Here is a 22,832-nt window from a genome sequence, read left to right as displayed (position 1 = left end):
TATAAGTCTTCAATTTTAAATCGCTTTTAATACTATAACACTGACATTCAATAGATTGTTATCCTTTTACACATTCTTTTACTTTTTTTATGGAATTCGCCCTTGTGTGGCATCTATATTGTGACTTTTAGAAAATGATGTATTTTATCACTATTATCAATAAAAAACGCCGTATGATTAAGCAATTCGTAGTCCTTGGACTTATTTTATTTTATGCCCAAAGCTGCACGGCACAAACTAAACCCCAACAAATGCAAAAATTCGACTTTGAAAAGGCCTGGAAGGAAGTAAATGAAAATGAAGGAAAAGGATTGCCGGAATCGGCTATTAAGATTGTAAATGAGATATATAGTAAAGCTAAGGAAGAGAATAATACCGGAGAGTTGGTAAAAGCTGTTATTCATAAATTCAAATTCACTGACGCAAAAGAAGAAAACGCATTTATTAAGAATATGGTCAGTTTAAAGGAAGAGGCGCGTCTTGCCACTTTTCCTGTAAAACCATTGCTCCACTCAATGCTAGGTGAATTATACTGGCAGTATTATCAGCAGAATCGGTATGAGTTTATGAACAGGAGCGAAACTGTGAATGTCTCAGAGACTGATATTGAAACATGGAGTTTAAGCAAAATTGTACAAGAAACTTTTGAAGAATATAAGAAAAGCCTTGAGGATTCGGAGAAAAGTAAGCTTGAGAAGATCGATGTCTTCAACACTGTCATGTATCAGGGAAATGAGTTAGGACGTGTCTATCGACCAACATTGTATGACTTTCTTGCTCATCGCGCTGTTGACTTTTTCCAATCTCAGGAAGCAGGTTTAACTAAGCCAGCTTATTTTTTCACACTTGATAAAGAGGAGTACTTTTCAGAGTCGAAGAAGTTCGTTGAGGTGAAGGTTGAATCGAGAGATACTTTGTCGATGAAATTTTATGCCATCAAAATTCTGCAGGACCTGACTCGTTTTCATTTAAATGATAAAAATATTGAAGCGTTGGTGGATGTTGACCTAAAAAGACTTCAGTTTGTAAACACTCATTCAACGACACCCAACAAAACTGGACTCTATCTCAAAGCTATTGAACAACTTGAAAAAAATAGCATTGATAACAAGATAGTAGGAGTCATTACTGCAGAGAAGGCAAGTATTTATATTGGAAAGGCGGCACTTTATTCACCCTTGATCTCCGATGATCATAAATGGGATTTAAAGAAAGCGTATGAGATATGCGAGGAAGCGAGAAAAAGATTTCCTGATTCCTATGGCGCCATCCTTTGTGAGAATTTGCAGGAAGGAATTAAAACAAAATTTGTAGCATCAACCATTGAAGATAATAATCACCCTAACCTTCCTTTTAAAGCCCTTGTTCGATATAGAAATTTTACCGAATTAAATTATCGCATTATTAAGGTGACCAGGGATGAAGTTCAGAACCTGAGAAGGAAACTTGATAAGGATTATAATGTTGATCGTGAACAGAAATTCATTGAATATTTCGCTGCGAAGACCCCCTTGAAAAAAGGTAAGTATCAGCTCCCAGATGATGGTGATTATCAACAGCATAATATTGAAGTGAAACTCGATCCTGTTCCAGAGGGAGAGTACATGATTTTATTTAGTAATCGGTCTGATTTTTCCACTCCAAAGAATGGAATGGCATATGCTTTCACAGTTGTCTCAAACATTAGCTATGTTCATCGCAATACGGATGGTGGTGAAACCGAATTCTTTGTATTGAATCGTCAATCCGGTGAACCAATCGCAGGTGTCACGGCAAATGTTTTCACCCAGCGTTATAACAGCTCGAAAGGCATTTACGAGCCGGTCAAAGCTGGTACTTACAAAACGGATGAAAAAGGATATTTTAAAATCCCATTTTTCTTAAAAGAAGACCGCAGAAGTTTTGCAGTGAATTTCAATAAGGGAACGGACTTCAATAGTACAGAGAAGATTGACAAAAGGTATTACTACAATGAATCAATCAGTCAGTATAAGGAAGATCCTGATTATGCAAGAATTCAAACATTCTTTTTCCTGGATCGTGCTATCTATCGTCCAGGGCAGACAATCTATTTTAAGGGATTGGTAATTGAAACAGATGGAAAGAATCCAAAGATCAGAACAAAATATACTACCCAGGTTTCGCTATTGGATGTAAATTATCAGGAGCGCGGCAAGGTGATGGTCACCACTAATGAGTATGGAACATTTAGTGGAGTATTCACCGCACCTAATGGCGGACTGATGGGCGAGATGCAAATACAGGACGGGTCAGGATCAGTCTCTTTTTCTGTTGAAGAATACAAGCGTCCAAAGTTTGAGGTAGGATTTAATCCCGTTACTTCAGCATTTCGGTTAAATGACAAGATCAAAATGGAGGGATATGCCCGTGCTTATTCAGGAGCGAATATTGATGGAGCAAATGTGAATTATCGTGTAGTGCGTGTTGCGACGTTTCCTTTCTGGTGGTTTTGCCGATGGGGAAGCTATCCTTCTTCACCTGAAATTGAGATTATCAATGGATCTACAAAGACCGATGCTGATGGAAAATTCGTTGTTGATTTCACTGCAATTCCGGATCTCAGTGTGGATAAAGCTTCTGATCCTACGTTCACCTACATGGTTTATGCTGATGTAATTGACATCAATGGTGAGACGCATAGTTCATCTTCTTCCGTTTCGGTGGGATATAAATCGCTGAGTGTTTCTGTTGATATTAATAACATTAACAGGGATCAAAAGGATACTAAAAATCAGTTTTATATTAATACCACCAATCTTTCAGGAGAGTTTCAGGCGGCAAAAGGCCAGATAAAAATCTATTTATTAAAATCCCCCGCCAGAGCTTTCCGCAAAAGATCATGGACTCAGCCCGACAGAAAACTTTATTCACAAGAGGAATATTACAAACTTTTCCCTCATGATCTATTTGATGATGAAGCTAATAAATTCAAGTGGGGTAGAGATAAAGAAGTATTATCCTTGAATTTTGATACTGAAAAACTAAAAACTTTTGACATTGCCAATATTCAACAGTGGAAAGACGGTGAGTATGTTCTTGAGATATCCTCCATCGATAAGGATTCTCAGCCAGTTCATGAAGTGTTTTATTTCACAGTTTTTGCGCCATCATCCAAACTAATTCCAACTCCTGCTATAAGTTATTTCCAGGCAGTTAAGACGACTGCTGAACCTGGAGAGACTGCTTCTTTCACGATCGGAACATCAGAACCTGTTGTTAAGGTATTGTATGAGATTGAGCATGATGGAAAGATCATTTCAAGCGAATGGTTGACGCTTAAAAATGAACAACGATTGTTGCAGATTCCCATTAAGGAAGAGTATCGTGGTAATATTGGGGTGCATTATACTTTTATCAAGGATAATAGATTGTATTATCAAAACCTCACCATCAACGTTCCTTATACAAACAAACAACTTGATATTACCTTCTCAAGCTTTAGAGATAAGCTTCAGCCCGGGGCGAACGAGCAGTGGAAGATATTGATCAAGGGCAAAACAGCAGATAAAATCGCAGCAGAGATGGTTGCCACTTTGTATGATGTTTCTCTGGATGAATTTCGAATGAATAGCTGGTATGCAAGTTTCTATAATTCTGCCTATGCAAGAAGGGGATGGCAGAGTGTGAATGGATTTTTAAATCAGGAACTGACTCTCTATGCAAGCACCTGGAATCCGAATGATGCAAGATCTGCTTACGGTCCCTATTTCGATCATTTAAACTGGTTTGGAGTCAATTTCTACGAATTCTCAAGAGATTCAAGACGCTATAGATCGATGGGTGCTGCCTCTCCGGCAATGAGTAAAAAATCCATGAAGGAATCTGAACAATTGAGTGAAGAAGTGAAGGTAAATGATATGGCACAGCCTGAGAGTGTAGATAGAACTGATTCACAGGTTGTCGCGAAAGAGGCAGACAAGGTTGATATGTCTGATGTTAAAATCAGAAAGAATTTTAACGAGACTGCCTTCTTCTTCCCGCACCTTCAAACCAATGAAAAGGGTGAGATCATTATAAGCTTTACAATTCCTGAAGCGTTGACCCGATGGAAAATGCTGGGATTTGCACATACCACAGATTTGAAATCTGGCTGGACTCAAAACCAACTGGTTACTCAAAAGGATATCATGATAGTACCCAATCAACCAAGATTCTTCCGTGAGAATGATAAAATGATTTTCTCTGCGAAGATCAGCAGCCTGGTCGACAAGGAACTCACAGGGCAGGCACAGCTTGAATTTTTTGATGCCCTTACTATGAAATCTGTGGATGTTTTGATGAAGAATCAGAACAAAGCAAAGACCTTTGCGCTAAAGCCACGTCAAAGCACCAGTCTTGAATGGAGCATTGAAATTCCGGAAGGAGTGCAGGCGATCACCTATCGGATTGTTGCAAAAGCAGGAGATTTTTCTGATGGTGAAGAAATGGTGCTGCCAGTAGTTACCAATCGCATGCTCGTTACAGAAACGTTGCCATTGCCGATTCGTGGTAAGCAAACCAAAGAATTCAAATTTGAAAAGTTGTTGAATAATAAATCAACAACGTTGCGCCATCAGCGCTACACCTTGGAGTTTACTTCCAATCCTGCTTGGTATGCGATTCAGGCATTACCATACCTGATGGAGTATCCCTACGATTGTGTGGAGCAGACTTTCAGTAAATTCTATGCGAATAGTATTGCATCGCACATAGCAAATTCAAATCCACGCATCAAGCAGGTTTTTGATACCTGGAAGAATATTCAACCGGATGCGTTGCTCTCGAATCTTGAGAAGAATCAGGAACTAAAATCTGCTTTACTGGAAGAAACACCATGGGTATTGGAGGCTAAAGATGAAAGTCAGCGCAAGCGAATGGTAGGTGTCCTGTTTGACCTTAACAGGATGGCAGGTGAATTGGATCGTGCGTTGGATAAAATCAGGAAAGCACAGGAGTCAAGTGGTGGATTTAGCTGGTTCCCTGGGTTGCCTGAAGATCGTTACATGACTCAACACATCGTATCAGGCATGGGGCATCTTGATGTGATGGGTGTCAAGTCTATCCGTACCGACAGCAGAACATTTGCGATGATTACCAGCGCTGTCAGTTTCATGGATTATAGATTGGCAGATGATTACGAAAGGCTGAAAGCCCTTGCGAAACGTAAGGAGATTAAGCTGGAAGACAATCATATCAATTATATTCAGTTTCAGTATCTCTATACAAGAAGTTATTTCAAGGATATAGAAGTTCCGACTGCTTCAAAGGAAGCGTTTGATTACTTCCTGGGACAGGCAAAGAAATACTGGCTTTCAACGAACATGTACATGCAGGGAATGACGTGCCTTGCTTTGCATCGCTTCAATGACAAGGCGGTGACGGCCGATATGATCAAATCTTTTTCAGAAAAGGCATTGCATTCTGAAGAGATGGGAATGTACTGGAAGAGTGATCGTGGCTACTACTGGTACCAGGCGCCGATTGAAACCCATTCCCTGATGATAGAGGTTTATGATGAAGTGGCCGGTGATACCAAATCTGTTGAAGATATGAAGGTATGGCTGCTAAAGCAGAAGCAAACTCAGGATTGGAAGACCACCAAAGCAACTGTTGAAGCTTGCTATGCATTGCTAAGAAGAGGAACGGATGCTTTAGCAAGTACCAAAATGGTAGAAATAAAAGTTGGCAATGAAGTAATCGACCCAACGAAAAGAGAGGATGTTAAAGTTGAAGCAGGAACAGGCTATTTCAAAACTGCATGGCAAGCAGGCGACATTAAGTCTGAAATGGGGAAAATCACAGTCACCAAAACTGATGACGGTGTTGCCTGGGGTGCAATGTATTGGCAGTACTTCGAACAGCTTGATAAGATTACACCGGCCGAAACTCCATTGAAGTTGAAAAAGGATTTATTCCTGCAAGTGAATACAGATCGCGGGCCGGTGATTACACCGATTAATGATAAGGCTTCTTTTAAAGTTGGAGATCTCGTGAAAGTAAAAATTGAACTTCGTGTAGATCGTGATATGGAGTATGTTCACCTGAAGGATATGCGTGCAGCAGGGTTTGAGCCAATATCCACCATTTCTCGTTTCAAATATCAGGACGGATTATATTATTATGAGAGCCCAAGAGATCTAGCAACGAATTTCTTCATTGAGAATGTTCATCAACGATTTTTTTATCGGTTAATGGCTTCTTTTCCCAAATGGATTCTGAAACAAGAGATCAAAGGATAGGTAAGTAGTGTACTCAAAATTCTTCTCTTCATTTCTCCAGAATTGATGCATTAATCCAACATCGAGAAAAACTGAAGGCTTGTGGAATGTATGTCGGAAGAAGGTGCTTAATCGATCTTCCGTAAATTCCAGTGTACTCCATTGAGATTGAGAATTCTTGCTGGTAGCAGTCAGCCACTCATTTGCTACGATAATCTGGTTAGACTTGCTTGTGTTTACAGGAATGTTGATTTGAGCTTTCAATCGCAGTCTGACTTGAAGAGGAGTGGGCCAGGGATCACCATCTGGTGTAAAGAAGACACGATATTCTGGGCGAAATGAATATGTAAAAGTTGTCTTTCGGTATTCGCGTTTGAAAAAAAGCCGTAAATAGTATCGTGTTTCTTTCCTGTAAGCTGGCTCTTCTGAAGTATAGGGTGCTTCCTTTTGGTAAAGATCCTGAAGTCTGACACTCGCTCCAAAGGCAGTCTGCCAACTCTTGTTGAATTGAAATAACGTTTCCTGATTCAAAACAAAAACCGCTGGCTTTTTGAGAGCGGAGAAATTAATGGGATCGCTTTGTTCAGAGCCTCCGATGTAAATGGTTGTTGATATTCTGCTGGATATTTTTTGATTGAAACCTATAGCTCCCCAGCTTACCATTTTGGCACCATCCAATCCTGGAGGGGAAATTTGTCCATGAACTACTGCGACTCGCAGGAATGTGATTATTGCAAATGTGATTTTTAGGCTTGATTTCACTCTGAATTCTGCTTTTTACACGATAAACCTGGCAAATATCAGTGTTAATTGAAAGTTACGCCAATGTTAAATTCATAATATTTGGATAATATTTGGTTAACTACTTTTGCCAGCATTAATACAAAAATGATGCAGGGGTAATGATAAGATCACTTTTTCTGACCTTAATTCTTCTCGCCGGATTCGCCCCAACCTCATTTGCACAACGTGAAGTAGTTAATCAACCGGCTCAATGGTTTGCTTTTGTTTCTCATACCCGGGTCAGCAAAACATTTTCGATTTTGGCGGAAGGCCAGTTCAGATTTGTAAATAATTTGGAACCTATGCAATTTCAGGCGCGTACCGGATTGGACGTGTCGGTTAATAAGCACTTTTCTTTCATGCCAATGGGTTATGTCTATGTTTGGAATCCCATCTATGGCAATCAACCAGCTTCGTATTCAAATAATGAGCATAGGATTTTTCAGCAGGTTCAATACATACATCAGTTTGGTAGATTCCATTTTAGCCATAGAGTAAGACTTGAGCAAAGATTTATTCAGGTGCATGATAATGTTGATGGTGAAATTATCAATAGGGGATATGACCTTTATCTGAACAGAATAAGATATCGTCTGCAGATGATTATCCCTTTAACGCATAAAGAGATGGTTCCCAGGACATTTTATCTTAGTTTTTATAATGAACTTTTTGCTGACTTCGGTCCCAATGTTGTGAGTTCAGATCCTGATCAAAATCGATTCTTCGCAGGAGCGGGATATAAGATCAGTAATAAAGTAAATTTTCAGGTAGGATATCTGCATCAGACGCTTGTAAAACTATCCTGGACAAAGCAGGAAGATAATATTGGTCTTCAGGCTCTGTTTGTTTACAATATTGATCTTACTAAAAAAGAGAATTAGTCCGGGCTTACGAGTTCAAATTCCGGATGGTGCAAAATTATTTTAAACCACACTGTATAATTTTGTGGATTCAACTCAAGATCCTTGTAGAGATCCTCCATTGGCATGTATCGCCAATCTTCAACTTCTTTTAAATTGATTTCAGGTTTGCCATCATAGCGGCCTATAAAAACGTAATCGAGCTCATGTTCGGTTAAATTATTTTCCAACTCTGCTTTGTATATGAACTTGAATGCAAATTCTGGAAAAAGCTCAATTCCCATCTCCTGCTTCAGCTTTCGTGCAGTAGCATCTGTCATTGATTCTTTGGGCAGGGGATGACTGCAGCAAGCGTTGGTCCACAATCCACCACTGTGGTATTTTGATGATGCGCGCTTTTGCATCAGGATTTCACCTTTCGAATTAAAGATCAAAATCGAAAAGGCCCTGTGAAGAAGACCTTTAGAATGGGCCTCTAATTTTTCCATCGTTCCAATCTCACGATCATCATCATTGACGAGTATCACCTTTTCCATTTTCAGATCAGGTTAAATTGGTGTTTGAGAAATGAGTAACCAAGGATCGCCAGTTTATATCGATTGGGAATGCGTACACGGCTCTCCAGCACTTTATCTGATGGAAGCCGCTTGATCTTGCGGAAGAGTGCCTTGTAATAGACAAACGCAACATATACACCAAATCTTGCTCCTCGCGGAAGTTGTTTAATGCCTTTATATCCTTCATGAAAATCAGCAGCGATACTCTCTTCAATTTTTCTTTTATTGAGATCATCGAATTTTTCAATTTCTATTTCAGGAAAATAGGTGCGTCCCATTTCAAGATAGTCGGCATTCAGATCACGTAAAAAATTGATCTTCTGAAAAGCAGATCCCAATTTCATAGCGGATGGTTTGAGTTGCTCATAAGCAGCATTCTGACCGTTTGTGAAAACCCTCAAACACATCAAGCCTACAACCTCAGCAGATCCGAGGATATATTTTTCAAAGCCTTCCTGATTGTAATGCTTTTCTTTCAGATCCATCTCCATGCTGTAGAGAAACTGCTCTATCAACTCATGATCAATCTTGTATTGATGAACCGTTGACTGAAAACTATTTAAGATTGGATTGAGGCTTATCCTTTCTTCAATGGCTTTCCACGTATCTTCTTTAAACCTGTTTAGCAATGATCCTTTATCGTAATCATGGAAAGAATCTACGATCTCATCAGCAAATCTCACAAACCCGTAAATGGAATAGATAGGATTGCGTAGTTTTTTTTCAAGACATCCTATGCCCAAAGAAAATGAAGTGCTGTACGATCTCGTTGTAAGACGACTGGTGTTAATGCAAACCTTATCAAATAGTAGCTTTTGGCTCATGCAGTCTTCAATCTTTCAAAATTTACCAATTAATTCTTTCTTCATTCTTTGACGGTTCAACTCCTGAGCGACCACCTGACCTGAAATAATCGACGGTGGCACGCCAGGGCCTGGAACTGTAAGCTGTCCAGTATAAAACAGATTTTTTACCTTTTTGTTAACGATCGAAGGCTTAAGATTGGCTGTCTGAGAAAGCGTATTCGCCAAGCCATAAGCATTCCCCTTGAATGCATGATAATCATCGATGAAGTCACGGTGGGCGTAACTCCTTTTATAGATAATGCTTTTTCTGATCGGTTCTCCGGTAAGATACTCCAATCGATCAATCATAAGATTAAAATATTTTTCCCTGATTTCGTCTTCATCATTTAATCCCGGAGCCACCGGCATTAGTAAAAATAGATTCTCACAGCCTTCCGGAGCCACCGAAGGATCTGACTTTGATGGACAGCTTATATAGAATAATGGATTTGTCGGCCAATCAGGATGCTCATAAATTTCCCTTGCATGAAGTCCAAAATCCTGATCAAAGAAAAGATTGTGGTGAAGAAGATTCTTTACCCTTTTATTAATTCCCACATAGAAAATAAGACTTGAAGGGGCCATTACTCTTTGGTTCCAATACTCTTCTGAATAATTTCTGAACTTACGTGGGAGTAACTGTTGTTCCACATGATGGTAATCGGCACTCGCCACAACATAATCTGAGGGTTTGTTCACTCCATTTATTATTATGGAAGTAATGGAGTCATGATCAAGTTCAAATCCTTTTACCTCACTATTAAAATGAAATTTTACACCTTGATCTTTTGCTACTTCGAACATGCCTTCTATGATCTTGTACATTCCACCCTTTGGATACCAGGTGCCTAATGCCATGTCTGCATAGTTCATCAGACTATAAAGAGCCGGTGTTTTAGAGGGCATAGCTCCAAGAAATAATACCGGGAATTCCAATAATTGAATGAGACCAGGATCCTTAAAATTCTTTCTCACGTGAGTTGATAGTGATTGAAAGACATCAAGCTTAAAAATTCCTTTGAATAGTTGGGCATCAAAAAGTTCAGTAATGGATAAACCTGGTTTGTGGACCAGCTTGTTAATCCCAACTTGATATTTGAATTTTCCTTCCTCGAGAAAAGAAGTAAGTCTGACTCCGCTTCCTGATTCTCTTTTTTCAAACAAATCATGAAGACCTTTTAATCCTGAAGGGACATCCATGACATCCTCTTTTGAAAAAAAGATCCGATAGGAAGGATCAAGTCGGATTAATTCATAATATTCTGACGAGTTCTTACCAAAGCGATTAAAGAAATTTTCGAATACTTCGGGCATCCAGTACCAACTAGGCCCCATATCAAAAACAAATCCTTGCTCTTCGAATTTTCTCGCTCTTCCTCCTGGTGTGCTATTCTTCTCAAATACAGCCACATCATTTCCATCCTTTGCAAGACAAGCTGCTGCGGAGAGACCTGAAAAACCGGAACCAATAACCGAAACAGATGACATAGAGAATGTTAAGTCCTGTATTCTAGCGATAACCTACCAATTTTTTCTGGATTTCCTTTCGCGCATGAAAGATCCTGTTCTTCACTGTTCCAATAGGTAGTTTCAGAAACTCTGCTATTTCATGATACTTGTAACCCGTTGCATGCATTTTGAATGGAATAAGTAGTTCATCCTTAATGTTGTTCATTTTTCTCCAGACTTCTTTAAACTCCATACTTTCTACAGGGCGATTAAAGGTATGCTCATCTTCAACATTGAGAAAGTATAGATCCTTTGAATAATCATGCGATGTTCTTTCGCGCTGAGTTTTACGATAGTTATTAATGAAAGTGTTTCGCATAATCGTAAAGAGCCATCCTTTCAGATTTGTATCTTTTCTAAATTTCTTTCTGTATTTCAACGCCTTTAGAATCGTATCCTGAACCAGATCCTGGGATTCTTCACGATTGGATGTGAATCGATAAGTAAATGTTCTAAGTGTGGGCCTGAGCTCCGAAATGCTGCTGTCAAATTCTAGGGCTGTCATGGGCTTTTTGTTTAAGTTTCTACTTGAAACTTTGGACAAATTTAGTGCCATCACACCCGTGTTTAGTGTTTTGTTTAACGTCAAATTTTTCCTGAAAAGCCCCCTATAAGCCTTTTATAAGCTGAATTAGCTCTTTTGCCGTAAAGAATAGTCTTAGATTGGATGGAATTTTTAGTGCCGTCTTGCGAAGGACCTGACCAGTGGCAAAAACAATGCACTCAGGCTGCTCAGAGCAAAGCTTGTTAAGTAATTCTGGACTTCATAAGACCCAGGAGAATTGGTGATCGCTGTGATAAGGATTTTTGGTTGATGGGTCTTGCAAACACTTACCACATCTTTATAGGGCACCATTTGACCAAAATAATAGGTCCTTAAACCTGCCCTTTTAACAAGGTAATAGTAGAATAAGAGTCCAAGTTCATGGAGCTCATTTTCCGGAAGGAAGAGTAAGGCTCTGGTATTGTTTTTTGAAGCCAATGGAAGTGCGTCAATCGCCACAATGATCTTTTGACGGATCAGATTTGAGATGAAATGCTCCTGCGCAGGTGAGATATTTTCAGTTTGCCAGAGAATTCCAATTTTATCCAGGAAAGGATAGATGATTTCGGTAACTGTTTTTTCGAATCCGTAGCGACTGATTATTTTTTCAAGTACTTTTTCAAAATTGCCTTCATCAAGATCAACCATTGCAACAATCAACTGATCAATATGTATATCATTACTGCTTCTTAGATCACTGAGCTCGCTTACCTTTTTGATTAGCTGATCTGAAGAAAGGTCGGCTATTTTAGATATTTTTACTCCATTGTTGTTGAGCAGGGAGATGTTGATTATTTTTTTCAGATCATCATCAGAATAGTATCGAATGTTGGTGTTGGTCCGTTGTGGTGTTACAATCCGGTGGCGTTTTTCCCATATCCGAATGGTATGGGCCTTGATCCCGGAAAGTTTCTCTAATTCTTTAATGGAATAATTCCCCATCCTGACCTTTTCTTTGTTTGAATAACTCAATAAAAACAGTTTTGTTCAAAGTTTTGTGAAAAAAAACGATCCTGACATTCAAAAAGCTGTTGATTGGTTCAATAAAATGAACTGGAAACCCTTTGCTTTTCAGCAGGAGGCTTGGTTAGCTCATTTGGATGGAAAGAGCGGCATGATCAACGCTCCAACTGGAAGTGGTAAAACGTATTCGCTAACCGTCCCCATTTTGCTGGAAGGGCTCGGTAGTAAGGAAAAAAAAATTCAGGCCATCTGGATTGCACCTATTCGTGCACTGGCAAAGGAAATACAGATTGCAGCTACAAATGCGACTGAAGGGCTTGGATCTTCCTGGAAGATCGGCGTACGCTCAGGTGATTCAACGGCGGCTCAAAAAGTAAAGCAAAAAGAGAAACCACCTCAGTTTCTCATCACCACACCAGAAAGCTTGCATTTGTTGCTTTCCCATAAAAAATACGCTGAATATTTCTCAGAACTCAAGACGATTGTTGTGGATGAATGGCATGAGTTGATGGGATCTAAACGTGGTGTGCAAATGGAACTCGCACTATCCCGACTTAAAACTGTAGCTCCAGGTTTGAAGATATGGGGAATTTCAGCAACCATTGGAAACATGGAACAGTCCCTACAGGTTTTGTTGGGATCTGATTATTATAAGAAAACGCATACAGTTATCAAGGCTGATATTCATAAAGAAGTGGAAATCGTTTCTGTGTTTCCTGACAAGCTCGAACGAATGCCGTGGGCAGGTCATCTCGGAATTCATTTATTGAATAAGGCAATAGACATTGTTCGTAATAATAGGAGCACACTCATCTTTACCAATACCCGATCTTTTGCTGAGATCTGGTATCAGAAAATGCTGGATGTTGCACCTGAACTTTCAGGGCAAATCGCAATGCATCATGGATCCATCAGTCAGAAGATCAGACACTGGGTTGAGGATCAGCTTCATGAAGGAAAGTTGAAGGCGGTAGTATGTACCTCTAGCCTTGACCTTGGCGTTGATTTTCGTCCTGTTGAAGCAATTATCCAGGTTGGAAGCCCGAAAGGGGTAGCAAGATTTCTTCAACGTGCAGGCCGTAGCGGTCATCAACCTGGAGCGGTGAGTAAAATTCATTTTCTACCAACCCATTCGCTTGAGTTGGTAGAATCCGCAGCGGTTAGGGAAGCGATGAAAAGGAATATTGTTGAAGACCGCATTCCGTATCTCAGATCTTTTGATGTGCTGGTTCAATACCTTGTGACATTGGCGGTGTCTGATGGATTCAGGGAGGAAGAAATATTCAAGGAAGTGAAAGGTACCACTAGCTTTGAGTCAATCACGGAAGAGGAGTGGCAGTGGGCGTTGCGTTTCATTACGACAGGCGGTGAATCATTAACTGCATATGATGAGTATCGTAAAGTGGAAGTTGACAACGGCATCTATCATGTTGAAAATAGAAGGATTGCACTCAAGCACAGGCTATCAATCGGTACGATCGTGGGTGATGCTTCTTTATTTGTCAGGTTTGTCTCGGGAAAGAATCTTGGAACCATTGAAGAAGGATTTATATCACGATTGAATCCAGGAGATGTATTCTGGTTTGCAGGACAAACGCTCGAATTGGTTCGTGTCAAAGATATGGAAGTGCAGGTCCGCAAGAGTAAAAAGAAGTCTGCCCGTGTTCCTTCCTGGCAGGGAGGAAGGATGCCGCTCTCATCACAGATGAGTGAAATGATTCGTTTTAAGATCAACGAGGCAGCAGAAGGACGAAATGATGATGAGGAGATGAAGTTTCTAAAGCCATTGATGCAATTGCAGTCCGATCGGTCTCATCTCCCCAAAAAGAATGAATTTCTGATAGAGTATTTTGAAACAAGTGAAGGTCATCATGTAGTCATGTATCCATTTGAAGGACGACTTGTACATGAAGGCCTGGCTTCGCTGGTAGCATATCGCATTTCTCAAATCAAACCGATTACGTTCTCCATCGCTATGAATGATTACGGTTTTGAATTACTTTCTGATCAGGAGATTCCTATCTATGAAGCAATTGAAACGGATTTATTGGGTGTCGATAACCTGTTAAAAGACATTCAGGCAAGTATCAACTCAGTAGAAATGGCCAGAAGGAAATTTCGTGATATAGCATCGATTGCCGGACTGATCTTCAAAGGTTATCCTGGACAAAAGGTGCGCGACAAACATATTCAATCTTCCTCCCAGTTGTTTTTCAATGTATTTCATGATTACGATGCCACGAACCTACTGTTACTTCAGTCCTACGAAGAAGTGATGGATTTTCAATTGGAGGAAGCGAGAATGAGAAAGGCACTTGAGAGAATCGCCAGCCAAAGAATTATTGTTAAGGAACCTGAGGCACCGACGCCATTCGCTTTTCCGATTATCGTTGATCGTTTAAGCAGGGATAAATTAACCTCTGAAAGGTTGGAAGATCAGGTGAAGAAGATGTTGCTGAAATATGATTCTTAAGAAATTAAAGATTAGAAACAATCTTATGAGTTTCTAATCTTTAATTTTAAAATATACTTCTAAAGATCAGGAATAATGTTCCGGACATCAGCACTACTACAGGAACTGTAAGACACCATGCGATGATAATGTTCCTTACGGTATCAGGTTGTAGGTTCTTAACGCCTTTACTGGCTACCATACTTCCTGCAATCCCGGATGAAAGCACATGTGTTGTGCTGACAGGCAATCCATAAGAGCTTGCAAGGCCAATAGTAGTGGCCGCCACAAATTCGGCGCTGGCTCCCTGAGCGTAGGTAAGATGTTCTTTACCAATTTTTTCCCCGATGGTTTTAACGATTCGTTTCCATCCGATCATTGTTCCTAAACCTAAAGAGAGAGAGATCATTACGATTACCCAGCCTGGTGAATAGTCTGTAACCTTACGAAGATCTTTAAGACTATTTTTTAGAACAGTCTTGTCGCTTTCACTGACGCGGGCTTCTTCTTTTTTTAAAAGCTCGTTGAGATTGCGATCCATTACAAGAATATCCTTTCTAACTTCGAAGCGTTGTTCTTTGGGAAGTTCACTGATGGTACCGATGTTTATCATGGTAGCCTGCAGTCTACCGTTCATTTCGGACGCATCCCGTAGCCTGAGCTTATCTGGTTCTGATAATGGATTTGGATCAATCGTTGAGATAACTGATTCTATTTTATGAATAGGATCCATTAGTTTCCTTGCATCATAACTTGCATTCAATGCGAAAAATCCGGGAACAATTCCAATCAGTATCAGCATGATAAGTCCCACACCTTTCTGACCATCATTCTGTCCGTGGAAGAAGCTTACAAATGTACAGGTCAATAAAAGTGTTCCGCGGATTGCTGTTGGTGGGGGAGCATTCTTTTTTGGTTCTTTAAACAGATCATCTCCATAGGATTTTCCTTTTGTGGTAACCCTTAAAAGATACATGAGGATAATAGTGATGGCAAATCCAATCAATGGTGAGATCAGAAGTGCAAGTCCCATTTCTTTTGCTTTCACCCAGTTCACAGCAGAACTAGTGGCGCCTGGCAGAAATGAATAAGCAATTCCTACTCCAAGGATTGATCCAACCAAAGTATGAGAGCTTGAACATGGAATACCCATGTACCATGTAAGAAGATTCCAGAAAATAGCACTTAATAGAAGTGCCGCTACCATGGATATGCTATGAGCTATATTCTGATCTACGAGCGATTCAACCGGAAGAAGATTTACAATTCCCATCGCCACTGCAATTCCACCATAGAAAACTCCAAGTGAGTTCATGAAACCAGACCATATGACGGCTACCCATGGCTTCAGGGAATTAGTATAGATAACTGTTGCTACTGCATTGGCAGTGTCATGAAATCCATTTACAAATTCGAAAGAGCAGGCTGCAATGAGGCAGATGATCAGAAGTACCGAGTAGGAAAATTCTAGTTCAAACATGGATTTTAGTCAGGTAACCGGATTGCCAGGAGAGGCCTGAAAACCCATAGTGGCGGCTAAGGTAAGGCGACTTGCTATGCCCTGTGTTATGCCAGTGTTAAAAATTTTAAGCGGCTATTTCTCCTTATTCTGCAATTCATTGATCCTTAAAAGGATAGCAAAAAAGGGGTTCAAATTCTGATTCATTCGTACTTTTAAGACATTGAAAACAGCGATTCTTAAAGATGGTATTCAACTCCTTCCTGAAAAGGCGATTTTTCTGCCAGAGGAAAAAGTTCTGATCGTGGCGGATCTTCATTTCGGGAAGATCAACCATTTCAGGCAGGCTGGATTACCAGTTCCTAAATCTGCCAATCATAAAAATGCAGAGAACCTGATCGACCTGGTTAATCTCTGGAAGCCATTACGCACAGTATTTTTGGGAGACCTGTTTCACAGTCACTACAATGAAGAATGGGAAGTGGTCGGACAAATCATCAGGCATTTTCCAGGCTGCAGCTTTGAGTTAATCATTGGCAATCATGATATCATGAGCGAACAGCAATACATCCGAAATGGAATCAAAGTGATTGATCAGGATGTCATTGGTTGCTGGATATTGACGCATGAACCAATGGATCGATTGGAAATTCCTGATGGCAAAATCAACATGGCGGGCCATATTCACCCAGGGGCATTTATGCAGGGTAAGGGAAGGCAGTCAGTAACTCTTCCTTGCTTTTGGTTTTCTAAAAATCAGATCATTCTTCCTGCCTTCGGTTCTTTCACCGGACTTTATCCGATCAGTCCCGCTGAAGATGATAACGTATTTATTATCATAGAGAATAAGATTATGGAAGTAACCCTCTCACCAACTAAGAAAAGATCAAAAGCTGCACGATGAAAAAACTACTGATTATTTTATTGTTGATAGTGAGCAGATCTTTATTTGGTCAGGATACAACCCGATTGTCTCTTCTTTTTACCGGGGACATCATGCAGCATGAATCACAAATCACGGCAGCATTTAATCCTGACTCAAATCGATTCGATTATAAACCTTGCTTTCAATATGTAAAACCTATTCTTTCAGCACCTGATCTTACTATTGGTAATCTTGAATTGACATTGGCAGGTCCTCCCTACAAAGGCTTTCCGCAATTCAGTGCTCCGGATCAGTTGCTGGATGCTTTGAAAGATGCAGGATTTGATGTCCTTGTTACCGCCAACAACCATTGTGTTGATCGTGGAAGAAAAGGTCTCGAGCGAACCATCGATCAACTTGATCAGTATGGTATTCCTCATACGGGAACTTTTAAAGATACTCTTGACTGGCTCAATAATTATCCATTGATTGTGAATTCAAAAGGTTTCAGTTTTTCGTTATTGAATTATACTTATGGTACGAATGGTATAAGTGTAACAAAACCAAATATTGTTAACAGGATTGATACGGCGCGCATTCGAAAGGATTTGAAAAAAGCGATGGAACAGAAGACGGACGTCGTCGTTGTATTTCTTCATTGGGGAGAGGAGTATAAAAACTTACCCAATAAATCACAGAAACAAATAGCGGACTTTTGTTTTAAGCACGGAGCAAAAATTGTTATTGGGGCTCATCCACATGTATTGCAACCACTGGAATGGAGAAAGGAAACGGATCAGGTAATTGCATACTCACTTGGAAATTTTGTTTCAGGTCAGCGGGATCGCTATAAAAACGGTGGAGCGATGATACATATTGATCTTGAGAAAATCGTTCAACGCGACAGTGCTTCTTCCGTTAAGATGACAGAGGTGAGTTATTCACTGGCAGGAGTGTACCGTGCACCGGATGCCAGAAGAACGTATCAGCTTATTCCTGTTCAGCAGTTGGAAAATGATTCAACTTTGATAGAAGGAAATATAGCCCGTGAAATGATCCGCCAATTTGGTGTTGATTCACGAGCGTTATACGGAAAGGAAAATAAAAATATTGAGGAGAAAAGATTGAAGACTAAAGATTAATCTGTTGTTCTCATTCTTAGGATTTAGTTATCTCCTTTTTCCTGTATTAAAAAATACGCCGATGGAAAATTCAAGTCCTGTAAAATCAACGTTGGCATCCTTAAAATCTTCTGCTACCGTTTGAATGGTTCCACCAATGTTCCCACCAGAATAACTTCCTGTTAATGGCAGCTTGGATTTCCCCATAAGATAATTCGTTTCAATAGAAATTCCCCATTGCTTTGTAACATCAATCGTTAATTCTACGCCTCCCTGATATCCAAATCCGGGATTGTTCTCAAATGAGTAAGACGAGTTAACGACATCCCAACCTGCATACTTGCGTAAGGCTTTGTCCAGATTTCCATTGTTCAACCTTTGATCAAAAGCGTAAAAGAAAAAAGCACCCGCTTTGATATCAAATTGGACTCCTTTGCCGCGGATGTTAAAGACAAGTTCGGCAGGAATAAAAAGTGTAAAGTTAGGACCTGTCAGTGCGGATTGACTTTCAAAAGGCAGATCGATAACGTTCAGTCCAGACATCCTGTATAATGATGCGCCTGTTTCCAGAGAGATGAACCTGTTTAGATCGACGCCAAGTCCACGGAAAGAAAATGGACTAATAGGAGTAGAGAACTCACCGTTTCTTGGAATAAAATAGGAAAAAGATAATCCAACATTTTGAGCGAAGGCCTGTTGTGTACCGATAAAACAAAAAGGATGATGAGCAACCGCTTCATTATTTCTATTTTTCAACGAAGATAGTTCATCTTTTCCATTGAAATAATTTCAACGACGGTATGATGCCTTTCTGTTAGATTTACGTATCAATTTAATCTATGAAAAAAGTATTTATTTATCCTTTTGGTTGTATTTGGATGTGCATCTAAAAGGACACCTGCTGATCTCATCATTTCCGGTGGTACGATCTACTCCATGAATGAAGCCAGTAAACGGGTGGAAGCGGTAGCTGTCAAGGCCGATACAATTTTATTTGCCGGAAGTCTGGCAGAAGCTGAGAAATTCAAGGATGAAAAAACCGAAATGATTGATCTGAAAGGAGCCACGATGACACCTGGATTTATTGAATCTCATGGACATATCATGGGGTTGGGCTATACTGAACTTCGTCTTGATCTTATGTACATTAAAAGCTATGATGAGCTTATCCAAAAAGTAAAAGAAGCAGTTGCAAAAGCTCAACCTGGTCAATGGATACTTGGCCGTGGATGGCATCAGGACAAATGGGATAAGAAGCCGGAGAAAATCGTAAAAGGCTTTCAGACTCATGATCTCCTTAGCGAAGTGTCACCCAATAACCCGGTTTTTTTAAGTCATGCAAGTGGGCATGCTGCATTTGCAAATGCAAAAGCAATGCAAATTGCTGGAGTGAATCAGCTTTCAATTGAGAAATTGGAATCGAATCTTGGTGAAGGGGGGGAGATCATTCGTGATCAATTGGGAAATCCAACAGGTATCTTCAATGAACGTGCCCAGGGACTTATCAGTAAGTTCATTCCGGAGAATACCGCTGATACAGATGCTCAGGCATTGGAGCTTGCCATGACTGCCTGTGCGCGAAATGGAATTACGGGTTTTCATGATGCAGGTGCCCCCGGAAAAAATATCGAGTTGTTTAATAGATTTAATGCAGAAGGAAAATTAAAGACCAGACTCTATGTTATGCTTACAGGATGGGATAGAGACCTCATCTATCAGTGGTATAAGAAAGGACCTCAGATTGACCCACGTGGTGTAACAGTACGTTCCATAAAATTAAACTGCGATGGAGCACTTGGATCAAGAGGTGCATGGCTCCTGGAGGAATACACCGACCGTCATGGTTTTTTTGGGATGGCAACACTACCTATGGATACTGTTTTGAAAACTTCACGTGATGGATTGAAGTATGGCTTTCAGGTTTGTTCTCACGCCATTGGTGACAGGGCTAACCAGGAAATCCTGGACCGTTATGAAACTGCTTTCAAAGAAAATCCTTCCGTAAAGGAACCACGCTTTCGTATTGAGCATGCTCAGCATTTATTTCCTTCAGACATTCCACGATTCGGAAAGTTAGGTGTGATTGCCGCCATGCAGGCGATTCATCTTTCATCCGACAGACCCTGGGCTATTGAAAGGCTGGGAGAGAAGCGTATCAAAGAAGGAGCATACATGTGGCAATCATTATTGAAGTCAGGCGCAAAAGTTATAAATGGAACAGACGTTCCGGTAGAACCTATTAATCCCATTGCAAGTTTTTTTGCTTCTGTAACACGCCAGACATTAAAAGGTGAACCTGAAGGTGGATATGAACCTGAAGAAAAGATGACACGTGAACAAGCGTTGCGTTCATATACGCTTGACGCTGCGTTTGGAGCATTCGAGGAAAAATGGAAAGGCTCAATTGAAGCGGGCAAGCTTGCCGACTTCACCATATTTTCCCAGGATATTATGACGGTACCGGATGGTGATCTTTTAAAGACAGAAGTCGTAATGACGATTGTTGGCGGAAAGAAGGTCTACGAAAAGCAATAAAAAAAACGTCACTGTTTGCAGTGACGTTTTTTAGAGAATGCTATAAAGAATTATTTAAGGAACTTGTGAGCGCGGGCCATCAGATCTTTACGATCGGAGGTTATGGTTGGATCACTGTATATTCTGCTGGATAATTCGCTGACAACTTTCTTGTTGTAGCCTAGTTTTTCTGCAATACCTTCACAGAAATGAACTTCACTTTTGAATACCTGACCATCGCTCTTCATGAGTTGAATGAGATGGTATAGGTTCTCGAATTTCTGGTCTTCAGTAAGGCCTGATAGATTTCCAATAGGTTTTGGATTCTTCATCATAGCATCTACTTCTTCGTTGGAGAGGCCATTGGCTCTTCCAATCATGTGAATGGTCTTTGATTCTTTTTCCCCAACGCTCCGGTCACTGGCCGCCAGGTTAATCAAAACGTTGATTTGTTCTTTGATCATAGCTTTTAATTTTGCGTCAAGTTAAAGTTTGAAACCATCGAAATTTATATAAAAATAGAGTAATTCTTACATTCAATCGAAAATTTAGTATAAAATGCGACTTTGTTGTGCAACCTATTAAAGAATGGTTGGTCAATTGATCAAAACCTGTAAAACAATGAAAATAAAAGTCTTAATCCTGCTAGCGTTTGTGTCCCTTTCCTTGATTTCTGGTGCTTCAGCGCAACAAAGTGAAGTACGGAATGTGGGGTCTTTTAAAGGTATTAAGTCCGCCACTGGTATCAATGTCTATTTGAAAAAAGGAGATAAAGAGAGCGTAAAGGTTGAGGCTCCAAAAAACTTGTCAGATGTAGTGACAGAGATTTCAGGCAGCTACCTGAAGATTCAAATGCGCAGCAGCGGCGGTTGGGGTAACAACACTTCCGCAAAGGGAGTGAAGGTTTATGTTACTTATGTTGAAATCGATAAAATATCAGCCAGTTCGGCCTCAAATGTTTTTTCTGAAGGAATAATGAAAACCGCGTCCATGGAGATCCATGCATCCAGTGCTGCCAATATTGAGGTAAGCCTAGATGTTACTGATCTCGACGTTCAGACTTCCAGTGCCGGTGATGTCGTGCTGGAAGGAAAAGCAAAGACTATCAACGCTGAAGCAAGTAGCGCTGGAGAAATTGATGCTTATAATCTTGCAACAGAAACAGCTTCGGCAAGCGCCAGCAGTGGCGGAAGCATTAAGATCAATGTTTCTACTAATCTCACAGGTCAGGCAAGTAGCGGTGGAAGCATTCGTTACAGAGGAAATCCAGTAAAGACAAACACGAATTCAAGCAGCGGCGGATCAGTTACCCGATCAAATTAATATTCTGCCTATTAATTCTGCTGATATTCTCCCATCTTTAGAGAATGGAAAGCTTGTTCGATGGCGCCAATAATCGGTTTTATCCGATTCTCATGGTTATCTTTTTCCGATATGTGATTCTTGCGGGTATAGCCTTTGTTATTTTTTACCTGCTGAGAAGGAATGCATGGTCGTTTAAGAAAATTCAAAGGAAATTCCCGGTTATATCAGATTATCAGCGCGAGTTTTTATACTCAGTCAGTACTGCTTTCATCTTTGCAGGATTAGGATACCTTTTTTTTCTTGGACCTTTAGCCAGGTATACTCTGGTGTACAAGAACTTTAGCGATCATAGCCTCTTGTATTTCTTTTTCAGTGTTACTGTTATTCTTGTTGTTCACGATACTTATTTCTATTGGGCACACAGATTGATGCATCATCCCAAATTATTCAAGTATTTCCATAAGGTTCATCATCTGTCAACAAATCCATCTCCGTGGGCTGCTATGGCGTTTCATCCATTAGAGGCAGTAGTAGAGTTTGGTATCATCGTAGTGATATCATTTCTTTTCCCGGTTCATCTGGTTGCTATCGCATTATTTCTCCTGATCATGATGATCTACAATGTGTATGGACACCTCGGATATGAACTTTATCCTAAAGGATTTTCTAAAAGCATGATTGGAAAGTGGATCAACACTTCTATCAACCATAATCAGCATCATGAGCATTTCGTGGGCAACTATGGATTGTATTTTCTGTGGTGGGACCGGTGGATGGGTACCCTTCGCGAAGACTACGATAATAAATTTGAAGAGGTGAAATCAAGGAATTCCTAAC

16 protein-coding genes and 1 pseudogene are annotated in these 22,832 nt (G+C 40.2%); 8 read left to right on the top strand and 9 right to left on the bottom strand.

The features are described from left to right. The first annotated feature begins 251 nt into the window (after positions 1-251). Positions 252-6,239 (top strand): hypothetical protein, encoded by a 5,988-nt coding sequence (locus HOP08_17660; GenBank protein NOT76756.1) that lies wholly within the window; start codon positions 252-254, stop codon positions 6,237-6,239. Here HOP08_17660 and HOP08_17655 read toward each other — a convergent pair. Further along, the gene (locus tag HOP08_17655; protein NOT76755.1) at positions 6,189-6,980 is read right to left on the bottom strand and encodes a hypothetical protein; all 792 of its coding nucleotides are present in this window, start codon (positions 6,978-6,980) and stop codon (positions 6,189-6,191) included. The two genes, HOP08_17660 and HOP08_17655, sit on opposite strands and share 51 nt — an antisense overlap. 140 nt (positions 6,981-7,120) lie before the next feature. Here HOP08_17655 and HOP08_17650 point away from each other — a divergent pair, with 140 nt between their 5' ends. Next, positions 7,121-7,882 (top strand): DUF2490 domain-containing protein, encoded by a 762-nt coding sequence (locus HOP08_17650; GenBank protein ID NOT76754.1) that lies wholly within the window; start codon positions 7,121-7,123, stop codon positions 7,880-7,882. Here the strand turns inward: HOP08_17650 and idi are convergent. The 5 genes and pseudogenes from idi to HOP08_17625 form a co-directional block, all read right to left on the bottom strand. Next, on the bottom strand, positions 7,879-8,397 hold the full coding sequence (idi, locus tag HOP08_17645; GenBank protein NOT76753.1) for an isopentenyl-diphosphate Delta-isomerase: 519 nt from the start codon (positions 8,395-8,397) through the stop codon (positions 7,879-7,881). The genes HOP08_17650 and idi overlap by 4 nt on opposite strands. Before the next feature lie 2 nt (positions 8,398-8,399). Further along, a complete protein-coding gene (locus HOP08_17640; GenBank protein NOT76752.1) occupies positions 8,400-9,242 on the bottom strand; it encodes a phytoene/squalene synthase family protein in 843 nt (280 codons plus the stop codon). A 15-nt stretch (positions 9,243-9,257) separates the two neighbouring features. Beyond that, positions 9,258-10,751, bottom strand: a complete 1,494-nt coding sequence (crtI, locus tag HOP08_17635; GenBank protein ID NOT76751.1) for a phytoene desaturase — start codon at positions 10,749-10,751, stop codon at positions 9,258-9,260. 22 nt (positions 10,752-10,773) lie between these two features. Further along, entirely contained in the window at positions 10,774-11,277 is a 504-nt protein-coding gene (locus HOP08_17630) for an RNA polymerase sigma factor (GenBank protein NOT76750.1), read from the bottom strand. Between the two features lie 103 nt (positions 11,278-11,380). Further along, a pseudogene (locus HOP08_17625) lies at positions 11,381-12,258 on the bottom strand (MerR family transcriptional regulator). A 55-nt stretch (positions 12,259-12,313) separates the two neighbouring features. On the opposite strand from HOP08_17625, the gene HOP08_17620 reads away from it, so the two are divergent. After that, positions 12,314-14,752, top strand: coding sequence for a ligase-associated DNA damage response DEXH box helicase (locus HOP08_17620; protein ID NOT76749.1), 2,439 nt, complete (start codon positions 12,314-12,316; stop codon positions 14,750-14,752). Between the two features lie 46 nt (positions 14,753-14,798). Here HOP08_17620 and HOP08_17615 read toward each other — a convergent pair whose 3' ends face one another. Beyond that, positions 14,799-16,211: an inorganic phosphate transporter gene (locus HOP08_17615; protein NOT76748.1), complete on the bottom strand. Its 1,413-nt coding sequence runs from the start codon at positions 16,209-16,211 to the stop codon at positions 14,799-14,801. A 202-nt stretch (positions 16,212-16,413) separates the two neighbouring features. On the opposite strand from HOP08_17615, the gene pdeM reads away from it, so the two are divergent. Further along, the gene (pdeM, locus tag HOP08_17610; protein ID NOT76747.1) at positions 16,414-17,094 is read left to right on the top strand and encodes a ligase-associated DNA damage response endonuclease PdeM; all 681 of its coding nucleotides are present in this window, start codon (positions 16,414-16,416) and stop codon (positions 17,092-17,094) included. Beyond that, positions 17,091-18,197: a CapA family protein gene (locus HOP08_17605; GenBank protein NOT76746.1), complete on the top strand. Its 1,107-nt coding sequence runs from the start codon at positions 17,091-17,093 to the stop codon at positions 18,195-18,197. The genes pdeM and HOP08_17605 overlap by 4 nt, the downstream gene beginning before the upstream one ends. A 27-nt stretch (positions 18,198-18,224) precedes the next feature. On the opposite strand, the gene HOP08_17600 is transcribed toward HOP08_17605, so the two are convergent. Further along, a complete protein-coding gene (locus HOP08_17600) occupies positions 18,225-18,932 on the bottom strand; it encodes a hypothetical protein (GenBank protein ID NOT76745.1) in 708 nt (235 codons plus the stop codon). Positions 18,933-19,112: 180 nt separating this feature from the next. Here HOP08_17600 and HOP08_17595 point away from each other — a divergent pair, with 180 nt between their 5' ends. After that, positions 19,113-20,711, top strand: coding sequence for an amidohydrolase (locus tag HOP08_17595; protein NOT76744.1), 1,599 nt, complete (start codon positions 19,113-19,115; stop codon positions 20,709-20,711). A 50-nt stretch (positions 20,712-20,761) separates the two neighbouring features. Here HOP08_17595 and HOP08_17590 read toward each other — a convergent pair whose 3' ends face one another. Then, positions 20,762-21,154: a TerB family tellurite resistance protein gene (locus tag HOP08_17590; GenBank protein NOT76743.1), complete on the bottom strand. Its 393-nt coding sequence runs from the start codon at positions 21,152-21,154 to the stop codon at positions 20,762-20,764. A gap of 157 nt (positions 21,155-21,311) precedes the next feature. On the opposite strand from HOP08_17590, the gene HOP08_17585 reads away from it, so the two are divergent. Further along, positions 21,312-22,013: a DUF2807 domain-containing protein gene (locus HOP08_17585; protein NOT76742.1), complete on the top strand. Its 702-nt coding sequence runs from the start codon at positions 21,312-21,314 to the stop codon at positions 22,011-22,013. A 44-nt stretch (positions 22,014-22,057) separates the two neighbouring features. Further along, positions 22,058-22,831, top strand: a complete 774-nt coding sequence (locus HOP08_17580; protein ID NOT76741.1) for a sterol desaturase family protein — start codon at positions 22,058-22,060, stop codon at positions 22,829-22,831. Position 22,832 lies beyond the last annotated feature (1 nt).

The organism is Cyclobacteriaceae bacterium, from assembly GCA_013141055.1.
Taxonomy (GTDB): domain Bacteria; phylum Bacteroidota; class Bacteroidia; order Cytophagales; family Cyclobacteriaceae; genus ELB16-189.
This window is presented reverse-complemented; position numbering and strand designations above follow the sequence as displayed.